Origin of the sequence: Bradyrhizobium sp. ARR65 (genome assembly GCF_000472385.1) — a bacterium.
GTDB lineage: Bacteria > Pseudomonadota > Alphaproteobacteria > Rhizobiales > Xanthobacteraceae > Bradyrhizobium.
In genome coordinates this window covers 19,075-31,145 of the sequence record NZ_AWZU01000042.1, presented here as the reverse complement: position 1 = coordinate 31,145, position 12,071 = coordinate 19,075, and the positions used below count along the sequence as shown (strand labels likewise).

11 protein-coding genes are annotated in these 12,071 nt (G+C 64.5%); 4 read left to right on the top strand and 7 right to left on the bottom strand.

What is annotated here, in order from left to right; all coding sequences use genetic code 11:
• Positions 1 to 106 precede the first annotated feature (106 nt).
• From gshB to rsmI, 3 genes are read right to left on the bottom strand one after another with little or no spacing between them, the layout of a single operon-like run.
• The gene (gene gshB, locus F758_RS0132565) at positions 107 to 1,060 is read right to left on the bottom strand and encodes a glutathione synthase (RefSeq protein ID WP_024511810.1); all 954 of its coding nucleotides are present in this window, start codon (positions 1,058 to 1,060) and stop codon (positions 107 to 109) included.
• Positions 1,061 to 1,095: 35 nt separating this feature from the next.
• Positions 1,096 to 1,509, bottom strand: a complete 414-nt coding sequence (locus F758_RS0132560) for a YraN family protein (protein ID WP_024511809.1) — start codon at positions 1,507 to 1,509, stop codon at positions 1,096 to 1,098.
• The gene (gene rsmI / locus F758_RS0132555) at positions 1,496 to 2,440 is read right to left on the bottom strand and encodes a 16S rRNA (cytidine(1402)-2'-O)-methyltransferase (RefSeq protein ID WP_024511808.1); all 945 of its coding nucleotides are present in this window, start codon (positions 2,438 to 2,440) and stop codon (positions 1,496 to 1,498) included. The genes F758_RS0132560 and rsmI overlap by 14 nt, the downstream gene beginning before the upstream one ends.
• Positions 2,441 to 2,683: 243 nt before the next feature.
• Between rsmI and F758_RS0132550 the strand changes: the two genes are divergently transcribed.
• Positions 2,684 to 3,913 carry a penicillin-binding protein activator gene (locus F758_RS0132550; protein ID WP_024511807.1) on the top strand — a complete coding sequence of 410 codons (1,230 nt, stop codon included), beginning with the start codon at positions 2,684 to 2,686 and terminating at the stop codon, positions 3,911 to 3,913.
• A gap of 7 nt (positions 3,914 to 3,920) precedes the next feature.
• Here F758_RS0132550 and hemW read toward each other — a convergent pair whose 3' ends face one another.
• From hemW to rph, 3 genes are read right to left on the bottom strand one after another with little or no spacing between them, the layout of a single operon-like run.
• On the bottom strand, positions 3,921 to 5,096 hold the full coding sequence (gene hemW, locus F758_RS0132545) for a radical SAM family heme chaperone HemW (RefSeq protein ID WP_024511806.1): 1,176 nt from the start codon (positions 5,094 to 5,096) through the stop codon (positions 3,921 to 3,923).
• Entirely contained in the window at positions 5,086 to 5,721 is a 636-nt protein-coding gene (rdgB, locus tag F758_RS0132540; protein ID WP_024511805.1) for an RdgB/HAM1 family non-canonical purine NTP pyrophosphatase, read from the bottom strand. Before rdgB ends, hemW begins: the two co-directional genes overlap by 11 nt.
• 7 nt (positions 5,722 to 5,728) lie before the next feature.
• Positions 5,729 to 6,442, bottom strand: coding sequence for a ribonuclease PH (gene rph, locus F758_RS0132535; RefSeq protein WP_024511804.1), 714 nt, complete (start codon positions 6,440 to 6,442; stop codon positions 5,729 to 5,731).
• A 212-nt stretch (positions 6,443 to 6,654) separates the two neighbouring features.
• On the opposite strand from rph, the gene hrcA reads away from it, so the two are divergent.
• Both hrcA and grpE read left to right on the top strand, forming a co-directional pair.
• Positions 6,655 to 7,743, top strand: coding sequence for a heat-inducible transcriptional repressor HrcA (gene hrcA / locus F758_RS0132530; RefSeq protein ID WP_024511803.1), 1,089 nt, complete (start codon positions 6,655 to 6,657; stop codon positions 7,741 to 7,743).
• 106 nt (positions 7,744 to 7,849) lie between these two features.
• Positions 7,850 to 8,473, top strand: a complete 624-nt coding sequence (gene grpE, locus F758_RS0132525; RefSeq protein WP_024511802.1) for a nucleotide exchange factor GrpE — start codon at positions 7,850 to 7,852, stop codon at positions 8,471 to 8,473.
• Between the two features lie 238 nt (positions 8,474 to 8,711).
• Here grpE and F758_RS0132520 read toward each other — a convergent pair whose 3' ends face one another.
• On the bottom strand, positions 8,712 to 9,650 hold the full coding sequence (locus tag F758_RS0132520) for a hypothetical protein (protein ID WP_024511801.1): 939 nt from the start codon (positions 9,648 to 9,650) through the stop codon (positions 8,712 to 8,714).
• A gap of 384 nt (positions 9,651 to 10,034) precedes the next feature.
• On the opposite strand from F758_RS0132520, the gene dnaK reads away from it, so the two are divergent.
• The gene (gene dnaK / locus F758_RS0132515; RefSeq protein ID WP_024511800.1) at positions 10,035 to 11,930 is read left to right on the top strand and encodes a molecular chaperone DnaK; all 1,896 of its coding nucleotides are present in this window, start codon (positions 10,035 to 10,037) and stop codon (positions 11,928 to 11,930) included.
• Positions 11,931 to 12,071 lie beyond the last annotated feature (141 nt).

The window sequence follows — 12,071 nt, the reverse complement described above, 5'->3', positions numbered from 1 at the left end:
GTCATCGAGCGACGACGTCGTATCCGGACGGGCCTACCCGTCCAGATTGTGGAGGCTGAGACCGCTTTGGGGCCTTTGGAGGGCGCTCGCTTTGAAAGCGGCAAGATCAGGTTTTTGTGCTTGCGCGCTTTGCCTCGATGACGTCCCAGATCTTGGCGGCGATATCCGGACCACCAAGCCGCGAGATGGCGCGAATGCCCGTCGGCGATGTCACGTTGATCTCGGTGAGATAGCCGTCGATCACGTCGATGCCGACGAAGATGAGGCCGCGCTCCCGGAGCGCCGGTCCAATGGTCGCGCAGATTTCCCGTTCGCGCTTGGTGAGATCGGTCGCCGTTGCCGCCCCGCCGCGCACCATGTTGGAGCGCAAATCATCCGCGGCCGGAACCCGGTTGACGGCGCCTGCAAATTCGCCGTCGACCAGAATGATGCGCTTGTCGCCTTTCTTCACCTCGGGCAGGAAACGCTGGATCACCCAGGGCTCCTTGAACGTCACCGAGAACATGTCGTAGAGCGAGCCGAAATTCATGTCCTGCGGCATGACGCGGAACACCGCGGCTCCGCCATAGCCGTGCAACGGTTTCATGACGACCGGGCCATGGGTGTCGCGGAACGCGTTGATCTCGTCGAGGTCGCGCGAGATCAGCGTCGGCGGCATCAATTGCGGGAAATCCATCACGAACAGCTTTTCCGGCGCATTGCGCACGGCCACGGGATCGTTGACCACCAGTGTCCTGGGCTGCAGTCGCTCGAGGAAATGCGTTGAGGTGATATAGGCGAGATCGAACGGCGGGTCCTGCCTGAGGAGGATCACGTCAAACGCGTTAAGCGGCTCGCGCCGGGGCTCGCCAAGGGTGAAGTGATTGCCGGGCTCGTCACGTACGGTGAGGACCTGGACGGGGGCGACCAGCTCATCGCCCAACAGCGACAGCTTGTCGGGGGTGTAATACGAAAGCCCATGACCGCGCTTTTGCGCCTCCAGCAGCAATGCGAAGGTCGAATCGCCACGGATATTGATGCGCGCGATGGGATCCATCTGGACGGCGACGTTCAATTTCATTGGCGGGGTCCGTGAGCTCGAGAGGAGGATGTCTTTTAGGGGCTGGCGTCGAATGCTGCTAGCACATGGCGCGGCAAATGCCGCGGCGCAATCAGCATGGCATCAAAGCGCAGCTCCAATTCCGCATGCTCGGGATGCGCCACTAGCCAGGCTTGCGCGGCATCGATGATACGGGCCTGTTGACGTGGCGTCACCGCGAACGCCGCGTCATCGAGCGTGGCGCGGGCCTTGACCTCGACAAAGGCGAGCAGATTGCGTCGCTTCGCGACGATGTCGATCTCGCCATGGGGCGTGCGAAAGCGCTTGGCGAGGATGCGATAGCCCTTGGCCATCAGATACGCTGCCGCACGGCTTTCCGCCGACAGCCCAGTGCGAAACGCGGCCACGCGCGCGGGCGAGGCCGGTCTGGCGGCTATGTCCGCCGGTGGCGGGCCGTCACGTTTGGTCATGGTCCGTCTTCACGCTTTTGGCGAGCTCCAGCGCGCGGGCATAGACCTCGCGGCGCGGCCGGCCCGATACTTCCACCGCTTGCGCCACCGCATCTTTCAAACTGGAATGGGCAAGCGCGTCGCGGAGGAGCTCGTCCACCGCTTCGGCGCTCATGGCTTGCGCAGCCACATCCGGCGGCCCGATCACCAGCACGAACTCGCCGCGCGTCTCGAGCTGGTCCGCTCCCGCTGCCAGCTCCGCAAGCGGCGCGCGGGTCACCTGTTCGTGCAGCTTGGTCAGTTCGCGGCAGATCGCCGCTTCGCGTGCACCCATGATCCCGGCGAGATCGGCAATCGTCTCCTGCACGCGATGACCTGATTCGAACACCACAAGCGTCGCGTCGATGCGGGCGAGTTCCGCCAGCCGCGCGCGGCGCGCGGCCTGCTTCGGCGGCAAAAAGCCGGTAAAGAAAAACCGGTCGGTAGGCAGCGCCGCCAGCGAGAGCGCCGTCAGGATTGAGGAGGGCCCTGGTATCGCGGTGACGGCATAGCCGGCCGCGCAGACCTCCCGAACCAGCTTGAAGCCCGGATCGGAGATCAGGGGCGTGCCGGCATCCGAGACCAGCGCGACCGCTTCGCCCTCGCGAAGTCGTTCCAGGAGTTTCGGCCGGGCGCTTGCCGCGTTGTGCTCATGGTAGGGCGTGAGCTCCGCCGAAATAGAGTAACGTTCCAGGAGCCTGTGGGTGATGCGGGTATCCTCGCAGGCGATCAGGTCCACGCCGGCCAGGGTTTCCAAGGCGCGCAGGGTAATGTCGCCGAGATTGCCGATCGGGGTTGCCACGAGATAAAGGCCGGCGGGCGGCTTGGGCGCCGACAAAACATGCCCCCCGATGGAAAACTCGCGATGTCCCCCGCCAGCTTGCGTATTTATCGGAGCCGTTTTTGCGCGCATAATGCCGAGCTTAAAGGGGAGATGGTCTTGGCGCCACACTCGTGAGTGCTGCCCCATGCACGATGTAAAGCGGTGACAAGAGGCTGCAAACGGCAAGTTGCGGCGGCGCGGCAGTGCCATAATCCTTTGGTTCTGGTAAACCATTCGCTGACAATATGCCTTACTCCATGCCCTACTCCGTCCTCCTGATCCTTTTGGAGGAAGGTCTGGCCGCCCCCGGGCTCGGCCAAGCTAAGAGATCTAATGGTGGACCCGCTTAATCCCTGGTCTTTGTTTTCGGGTCCGCACGTCCCGCGGGTCACCCGGCGGGCGGCGCTAGGCCTCGTCCTCGGCGCTCCCGTGCTCAGCGCCTGCACCGGCGCGCAGCAAAGCCTGAATCAGTTTTCCAATTCCTTCGGTTCCCAGCCCGCACCTGCCCCTGGCGGGCCGCCCCAGCAGCCGATGACGGCCGGCAACGGTCAGGTCAAGGTCGGCCTGATCCTGCCGCTCTCGGCGGCGGGCAACGCCGGGGTGGCGGCGCAATCGATGAAGAATGCCGCCGAAATGGCGCTGGCCGAGTTCCAGAATCCCAATATCCAGCTTCTGATCAAGGATGATGCCGGTACTGCGCAAGGAGCGGCCCAAGGTGCGCAACAGGCGCTGGACGAGGGCGCCGAGATCGTTCTCGGGCCGCTCTTTGCCGCTTCGGTTCCCGCGACGGCGCAGGTGACGCGCGCGCGCAACATCCCGGTGATCGCGTTCTCCACGGACTCCAGCATCGCCGGCCGCGGCGTTTATCTCCTGAGTTTTCTGCCGGAGTCCGACGTCAATCGCATCGTCGAATATGCCTCCTCGATTGGAAAGAGCTCCTTTGCCGCACTTCTGCCGGACAACGCCTACGGCAATGTGGTGGAAGCCGCATTCAAGCAGGCGGTCGGTAAACGCGGGGCCCGGGTGGCCGTGTTCGAAAGATATGGCGCCGACCGTGCAACGCCCGCACGCACGGTGGCGCAAGCGCTCGGCCAGGCCGACGCGCTTTTGCTCGCCGATGACGGTGATTCGGTGGTCGCGACGGCCGATGCGCTGACCGCGGCGGGCGCGAATTTGCGCAACATTCAGTTGCTCGGCACCGGGTTGTGGGACAATCCGCGCGTTTACGCCAGCGCTTCGCTGCAAGGAGGCCTGTTCGCGGCGCCCGATCCGTCCGGTTTCCGCGCCTTCTCCGGGCGCTACCGCACCCGATTCGGCTCCGAGCCCGTGCGGACCGCGACGCTAGCCTATGATTCGGTGGCACTCGTCGCGGCGCTGGCCAGGACGCAAGGGGGGCCGCGCTTCTCGTCGGAGGTGTTGACCAATCCCTCCGGCTTTGCCGGCATTGACGGTCTATTCCGCTTCCGCGCCGACGGTACCAATGAACGCGGCCTGGCCGTGATGCGCGTGGGCTCCGGCAGCAGCGTACCGGTCGCAGGATCGCCGAAGAGCTTTGGCGCTTAGGAAAAGATTACGCCGCGAGATCCGCCACCACGGCATCAAGCACGGGAAAGCCGGCCTGCGTGACGCGCAGCCGCCCATCGATTCCGACCGCGATCGCCCCCTCTTCGCGCAGCAGCGCGATGCGGCGCGGATCAAGCGGCCGGCCGGCCAGCGCGGCGTAGCGCCTGGGATCGATGCCTTCCGCAAGCCGCAGTCCCATCAGCAAGAACTCGTCGGCGCGTTCCTCGCTGTTCAGGCAATCGTCGATCACGACGCCATGGCCGTTTGCTTCGACGCGCATCAGCCAGGCCTCGGGGCGCTTTTCCGTCGCGGTCGCGTGCCTCGTGCCGTTGATATCGAGCCTGCCATGCGCGCCGGGGCCGATGCCGGCATATTCCTGGCCGCGCCAGTAAACCAGGTTGTGGCGGCATTCCGCGCCTTTGCGCGCGTGATTGGAAATTTCATACGCCGGCAGGTCGTGCCGCGCGCAGACCTCCTGCGTCACATCATAAAGCGCGCGTGCCGTCGATTCGCCCGGCGTCTTCAGTTTGCCGGCGGCGTGCAGGCCAAAGAAGGGCGTGCCCTCCTCGATCGTCAGTTGATAGAGCGACAGATGTTCCGCGGCCTCCGTGATCGCAAGCTGCAATTCCTCGGCCCACATCGCAGGTGTCTGTTCCGGCCGCGCGTAGATCAGGTCGAAGGAGTAACGCTCGAACGACTTGCGTGCGATGGCGACGGCATCCAGCGCCTCCCGCGCATTATGCAGCCGTCCGAGCGCTTTCAATGAGGTGTCGTCGAGGGCCTGCACGCCGAGCGAGACGCGATTGACGCCGGCACTTCGATAACCGGCAAAGCGCGTCGCTTCCACGCTGGTGGGATTGGCTTCCAGCGTCACCTCGACGTCGCGCGCGAGGTGCCAGGATTTACCGATCGCGTCCAGGATTGCGCCGACCGTCTGCGGCTGCATCAGCGAGGGCGTGCCGCCGCCGAGAAAGATCGAGGTGACGGTGCGGCCGGGGATGCGCTGAGCCGTGGTTTCCAATTCGCGCACAAAGGCGCGCGCAAAGCGCGCTTCATCGATCGCCGCGTGCCGCACATGGCTGTTGAAGTCGCAATAGGGACATTTGGAAAGGCAGAACGGCCAATGCACATACACGCCGAAGGCGGTCGGCGTCTGCGTGCCCTGCCCTACCCTAGCGCGCATCAAGGCAAATCTCCGCAAGCTTGACGAAGGCACGGGCGCGGTGCGACAGGCCCAGTCCCAACGGCGGCAGCCCGTGCTTTTCGACGCTGGTCATCTCGCCGAAGGTGCGATCGAAACCATCGGGCATGAACATCGGATCATAGCCGAAGCCGGCCGTGCCGCGCGGCGGCCAGACCAAGGTGCCGTCGGCGCGCGCCTCGACTTCCTCAATATGGCCGTCAGGCCAGGCAACGCAAAGCGCTGAGACGAAATGTGCGCGCCGCGTGTCGGGCGTGGTGGCGCCGCGCTCCTGCAACAGCCGTTCGATCTGCGCCATCGCCGTGTTGAAATCCTTATTCGGCCCGGCCCAGCGCGCGGAGAAGATGCCGGGCGCGCCGCCGAGCGCATCCACCGCAAGTCCGGAGTCGTCGGCGAAAGCGGGTAATTGCGCGGCCTTCGCCGCGGCGACTGCCTTGATCCGGGCATTGGCCGAGAACGTATCGCCGGTTTCGTCCGGCTCGGACAGCCCAAGCTCACCCGCCGAGACCGCCTCGACCCCATGCGGCGCCAAGAGCTCACGCATCTCGGCGAGCTTGCCGGGATTGTGGGTTGCGATGACGAGCTTGCCTTTGATCTGCCGATGCATGAGTTCTTTAAGCCACCGCCATCTTCTGCAGATCGACCAGCCGTGCCACGCCTTTGCGCGCGAGCGCCATCAGCGCGAGAAACTCGCTTTCCGAAAACGGCGTCTTTTCCGCGGTGCCCTGCACCTCGATGATGCGGCCGTCCCCGGTCATGACGAAATTGGCGTCGGTCTCCGCTTCGGAGTCCTCGGCGTAGTCGAGATCGAGCACGGGCGTGCCGTTATAGATGCCGCAGGAAATCGCCGCGACATTGTCGCGCAGCACGCCTGATTTCACCATGTTGCGCGCCTTCATCCAGTTGATGCAATCGGCGAGCGCGACCCAGGCGCCGGTGATCGATGCTGTCCGGGTGCCGCCGTCGGCCTGCAGCACGTCGCAATCGACCGTAATCTGACGTTCGCCCAAGGCTTCCAGATCGACGGTGGCGCGGAGCGAGCGGCCGATCAGGCGCTGGATCTCGACGGTGCGGCCGTTCTGTTTCCCGGCGGATGCCTCGCGGCGGGTCCGCTCCAGCGTCGCGCGCGGCAGCATGCCATATTCGGCGGTGACCCAGCCGCGGCCCTGGCCTTTCAGCCAGGGCGGCAGACGGTCTTCCAGGGTTGCCGTCACCAGCACGTGGGTGTCGCCGAATTTCACGAGGCATGAGCCCTCGGCATATTTGACAACGCCGCGTTCCAGGGTCACGGCGCGTAGTTCATCCGGGGCACGGCGGCTCGGCCGCATGGGAATCCTCCAAAGTCCGGCAAAGAAGGGTGACTCGCGGGAGCTTGTAGGAGGGGGACGGCAGGGCGGCAAGCCCTTAACTCGCCCGATCTCCCGCTTGTCAGAGGGCCCACAGACGAACAAATTATGGGCATGATCCGGAAACCGGACAGATCCTGCTCACGCAGAGACCGGAGCGCGGCCCTGCTCCAGGCCGCTTGATGGAGTGACGATTGGCCCAACACGATCCCATCCACCTGATGATGCCGCCTGCGGGGCTTGCGCAGCTCAATGAGCGGTCGCGGGAGATTTTTCGCCAAATTGTCGAAAGCTATCTCGCGACCGGGGAACCCGTCGGTTCGCGCAATGTCTCGCGGCTCATCGCCGTGCCGCTGTCGCCGGCCTCGGTGCGCAACGTCATGGCGGACCTGGAACAGCTCGGCCTGATCTACGCGCCGCATACCTCGGCCGGGCGCTTGCCGACGGAGCTCGGCTTGCGGTTCTTCGTCGACGCCTTGATGCAGATCGGCGATCTCACCGAGGACGAGCGGCAATCGATCCAGAGCCAGCTCGCGGCGGTCGGGCGCGCCCAATCCGTGGAGGCCGCGCTTGGCGAAGCCCTGACGCGTCTGTCAGGGCTGACGCGGGCCGCTGCCGTGGTGTTGACGCCGAAATCCAATGCGCGGCTGAAGCACATCGAGTTCGTGCGGCTCGAGCCGGAGCGCGCATTGGTCATTCTGGTCGGTGAGGATGGCCAGGTCGAGAACCGCGTGCTGACGCTGCCGCCGGGCGTGCCCTCTTCCGCGCTGACCGAAGCCTCCAACTTTCTCAATGCGCGGATCCGCGGCCGCACGCTCGCCGAAGCCCGGCTCGAGCTTGAGACCGCGCTGGCGCAAGCCCGTGCCGAGCTCGATCAGCTCACGCAGAAAGTGATTGCCGCGGGCCTTGCGAGCTGGTCCGGCGGCGAGAGCGACGATCGCCATTTGATCGTGCGCGGGCATGCCAACCTGCTCGACGATCTGCATGCGCTGGAAGACCTCGAGCGGGTCCGCCTCCTGTTCGACGATCTTGAGACCAAGCGCGGCGTGATCGATCTGCTCGGGCGCGCGGAGAGCGCCGAGGGCGTGCGCATCTTCATCGGATCGGAGAACAAGTTGTTCTCGCTGTCGGGCTCCTCCACCATCGTCGCGCCCTATCGCGATGCTGCCGGTCATATCGTCGGCGTGCTCGGCGTGATCGGGCCGACCCGGCTCAATTACGCGCGCGTGATTCCGACCGTGGACTATGCGGCGCGCATTGTCAGCCGGATCCTGGGCGGCTGACGCGAAGGGATCACGAGCGCTTGATTTTCGTCCCCCAAAGCACGATATCCCGCGCGGACCCCAAAGCCCTCAAGTCAACCCGAGCGATTTCTCGAAAAGGCCGTCTATGTCCGATTCCGAGTTTAAGAACGATCCGGCAAACCCGGCGCAGCCCAACGAGCCCGTGGTCTCGAAGCCCTACGTCATGCCCGACGATCCTGAACCGGCCTCGGCCGAGGCCCTGGCCAAAGAGGCTGCGGACGCGCGCGACAAGATGTTGCGCACGCTGGCCGAAATGGAGAACCTGCGCAAGCGGACGGCCCGGGAAGTCGCCGATGCGCGGATGTACGGCATCACGGGTTTCGCACGCGATGTTCTCGATATCGCCGATAATCTGCAGCGCGCACTTGACGCGGTCCCGGCCGAAGCACGCGCCAATGCCGATCCCGGGCTCAAGGCGTTGATCGAAGGCGTCGAGCTGACCGAACGGTCGCTGCACAACACGCTGGAAAAATACGGCGTGAAGCGGCTGGATCCGGCAGGCAGCAAGTTCGATCCGAACTTCCACCAGGCCATGTACGAGGTTCCCGATCCCTCGGTTCCCGCAGGTACCGTGGTGCAGGTGGTACAGTCCGGCTACACGATCGGCGAGCGCGTGCTGCGGCCGGCGCTGGTCGGTGTGTCCAAGGGCGGTGCCAAGCAGCCGGCGGCAACGGCCGCCAACGGCAACGAGCCGAGCAGCGCAGCCTGATCGGCGGTTTGAGTAAGTATTGGGGCGTGAGCACTGCCTCACGCTGAAGCGAACGGTCATCTATGCACCGTCACCCTTGAGGCGCCTTCGCGTAGCGGAGGCATCGAAGGGCGACGGCCCGGTTTTCGCAGCAGCGGGGCCCTTCATCCTTCGAGGATCGCCCTGTTTCGCACGGCGAGCGCCTTCAGGATGACGGTGATGGATAGGTACTCGCTTCGATCTGCCTGGCGCAGATCTCCTAGCTCTTCGGCTGGATGCCGTCGCGCACGGCACGGAAGCGCGGAAAGGCCGCCGACCATTGATCACGCGGCGCGCTGCCGACGATGCGCAGCGAGGTCGGCCCGCCAAAGCGCAGCCATTGCACAACGGTAACCGGGGTATTGTCCTTGCCGCTGGTCGCATCGATCCGCGTTTCATAGGCCGGCATGCCGTCGATCCGTATCGGTTCGGCAACCGTGACCTTCGCGTCGCGGACGCCGGGGATTTGGGTCGCCGCCTGCTGCGCGAAGCGGGCACGGTCATCCGGCTCCTGCGGAGTCGCGCCGATGACGCCGATGATCATGAACGGCGCGGGCTCAAAGCCGGTGGCTTCGTCGCCATCTGCAAGGACAATGGCGGCGCCCGGCGCCAGCGTTCTGACGTTCTTGAAACTGGCGAGATCGTTGAGCTTGAACGGCAGCAAGCCGAGTTGCTCTTCGACGGGCACCTCCTTGCGGATGGTCGCTGAAGCGAACATCTGGCGAACAGCATCGTCGGAATAGATCTTGGCGGCATTCTCCGGGACCTGGACGGCGACATAGCCGGAGAAGGTGCCGCCCGGCAGGATCATCGAATAGCGCCGCACGGTCGTCGCACCGTCCCTGGCGGTTTCGGCCGTATAGTAAGCCGTGCCGACCGTTGTCTCGATGCTTTCGGGCTTGATGCTGCCTGTGCCCGCCGGGTTGGCGGTGAACGCGTTCTTGACCTCGCCATAAGCTGCTGCCGGCAGCTCAGCCACCAGCACCTTGACGCTGTGGTCTTCCGATTCAAATCCGGAAAAGGTCTTTGAGGGAGCGAGACCGACCAGCGGCGTCAATCCGACCCGCAGGCCCTTGGGGAAGGTGGCGTCGGCAGCGAGAGCGGGCCGCATCGCCGCCACAAGCAAGGCGAGAGCGGTCAGGAGTCGAAGAGGCTTCATGAAGGACCTTTTTGGGTTGCATTGAGGCCGTTCGATGGTCGGCCCGCGCGGCCCCTCGCGGCGTCAGGGGCCTCTCAATCCAATTTGGGGGCTTTTAGCGGTTTTGACCCGCCGGCAACAGGGTGCGTGATGTCGCCCGCCCGGTCGCGCCTCCCCGCGCCAGTCGTTTTGTTAACGAGAAGGTCGGGGGCGCGGGCCGATATTATCTTTCAATTGGAAGGGCTTTTCATGGGCCAAGGTTGCGGTCCGGTCCTTGCGGGCCTATGGGCCCCTCCTATATGAGGCTCACCGTCGCAATATCGCGAGTATTTGATCTAGAGGGGGTTCGGATCAGGGCGCCGTCAGGGCTCAGCCAACCTGCCGCAAACGGAAGGATAAGAGACCATGGGAAAGGTCATTGGGATCGATCTCGGCACCACCAATTCCTGTGTTGCCGTAATGGATGGCAAAAACGCCAGGGTCATCGAGAACGCAGAGGGCATGCGGACGACACCGTCGATCGTCGCCTTTACCGATGACGGCGAGCGCCTCGTCGGTCAGCCGGCCAAGCGCCAGGCGGTGACCAATCCCGAGCGCACGTTCTTCGCAGTCAAGCGGCTGATCGGCCGCCGCTATGACGACCCGATGGTCGAGAAGGACAAGAAGCTCGTCCCCTACAAGATCGTCAAGGCATCCAACGGCGACGCCTGGGTCGAAGCCGATGGCAAGACCTATTCGCCCTCGCAGATCTCTGCCTTCATCCTGCAGAAGATGAAGGAGACCGCGGAGGCCCATCTCGGCCAGAAAGTCGATCAGGCCGTCATTACCGTTCCCGCTTACTTCAATGACGCCCAGCGTCAAGCGACCAAGGACGCCGGCAAGATCGCAGGGCTCGAGGTGCTGCGCATCATCAACGAGCCGACCGCGGCTGCGCTCGCCTACGGCCTCGACAAATCGAAATCGGGCACCATCGCCGTGTATGACCTCGGCGGCGGCACCTTCGATATTTCGATTCTGGAGATCGGCGACGGCGTGTTCGAGGTGAAGTCGACCAACGGCGACACCTTCCTGGGCGGCGAAGATTTCGACATGCGGCTGGTCAACTACCTGGCCGACGAGTTCCAGAAGGAGCAGGGCATCAACCTGCGCAACGACAAGCTCGCGCTGCAGCGCCTGAAAGAGGCTGCTGAGAAGGCGAAGATCGAGCTGTCCTCGACCACCCAGACTGAAATCAACCTGCCCTTCATCACCGCGGATCAATCCGGTCCGAAGCATCTGACCATGAAGCTGACCCGCGCCAAGTTCGAGGCGTTGGTCGACGATCTCATCCAGAAGACCATCGAGCCCTGCCGCAAGGCGCTGAAGGATGCCGGCGTGACCGCCGGTGAAATCGGCGAGGTGGTGCTGGTCGGCGGCATGACCCGCATGCCGAAGGTTCAGGAAGTCGTTAAGCAGCTCTTCGGCAAGGAGCCGCACAAGGGCGTCAACCCCGACGAGGTCGTCGCCGTTGGTGCCGCGATCCAGGCCGGCGTGCTGCAGGGCGACGTCAAGGACGTGCTGTTGCTCGATGTGACCCCGCTGTCGCTCGGCATCGAGACGCTGGGCGGCGTGTTCACCCGGATCATCGACCGCAACACCACGATCCCGACCAAGAAGAGCCAGGTGTTCTCGACCGCCGAGGATAATCAGAACGCGGTGACCATCCGCGTCTTCCAGGGCGAGCGCGAGATGGCGGCCGACAACAAGATGCTCGGCCAGTTCGACTTGATGGGCATTCCGCCGGCCCCGCGCGGCATGCCGCAGATCGAGGTGACGTTCGACATCGACGCCAACGGCATCGTCAACGTCTCGGCCAAGGATAAGGCGACCGGCAAGGAGCAGCAGATCCGCATCCAGGCCTCCGGCGGCCTGTCGGAAGCCGACATCGAGAAGATGGTCAAGGAAGCCGAGGTCAATGCGGCCGCGGACAAGAAGCGCCGCGAGGCGGTCGACGCCAAGAACCATGCCGATGCGCTGGTGCATTCCACCGAGAAGGCGCTGGCCGAGCACGGCTCGAAAATCGCAGAAGGCGAGCGGCGCGCGATCGAGGATGCGGTCAGCGACCTGAAGGAAGCCCTGAAGGGCGACGACGCCGAGGCGATCAAGGCCAAGACCAACACGCTGGCCCAGGTCTCGATGAAGCTTGGCGAGGCCATGTACAAGCAGCAGGCCGAAGGCGATGCCGCCAAGGCTGCGGCGAAGGACGACGTCGTCGACGCGGAGTTTACCGAGGTTGACGACGACAAGAAGAAGTCCGCTTAAAGCCCGCGAGGGTTGTCATGCGGGCGCGTGGAATCCTCCACTCCGCAAGCGCCTCCCCCGACGAGGGGGAGGCCGCCCTCGGGCGACTCGCCTTCGAAAGGTTTGGCGGGTACGCAAGCCCCGCCTGTTACCATCGGTCAA

Excerpts from the sequence above, each read along its gene's own strand:
- gshB (WP_024511810.1), bottom strand. The coding sequence starts at position 1,060 with ATGAAATTGAACGTCGCCGTCCAGATGGATCCCATCGCGCGCATCAAT.
- F758_RS0132560 (WP_024511809.1), bottom strand. The coding sequence starts at position 1,509 with ATGACCAAACGTGACGGCCCGCCACCGGCGGACATAGCCGCCAGACCG.
- rsmI (WP_024511808.1), bottom strand. The coding sequence starts at position 2,440 with ATGCGCGCAAAAACGGCTCCGATAAATACGCAAGCTGGCGGGGGACAT.
- F758_RS0132550 (WP_024511807.1), top strand. The coding sequence starts at position 2,684 with ATGGTGGACCCGCTTAATCCCTGGTCTTTGTTTTCGGGTCCGCACGTC.
- hemW (WP_024511806.1), bottom strand. The coding sequence starts at position 5,096 with ATGCGCGCTAGGGTAGGGCAGGGCACGCAGACGCCGACCGCCTTCGGC.
- rdgB (WP_024511805.1), bottom strand. The coding sequence starts at position 5,721 with ATGCATCGGCAGATCAAAGGCAAGCTCGTCATCGCAACCCACAATCCC.
- rph (WP_024511804.1), bottom strand. The coding sequence starts at position 6,442 with ATGCGGCCGAGCCGCCGTGCCCCGGATGAACTACGCGCCGTGACCCTG.
- grpE (WP_024511802.1), top strand. The coding sequence starts at position 7,850 with ATGTCCGATTCCGAGTTTAAGAACGATCCGGCAAACCCGGCGCAGCCC.
- F758_RS0132520 (WP_024511801.1), bottom strand. The coding sequence starts at position 9,650 with ATGAAGCCTCTTCGACTCCTGACCGCTCTCGCCTTGCTTGTGGCGGCG.
- dnaK (WP_024511800.1), top strand. The coding sequence starts at position 10,035 with ATGGGAAAGGTCATTGGGATCGATCTCGGCACCACCAATTCCTGTGTT.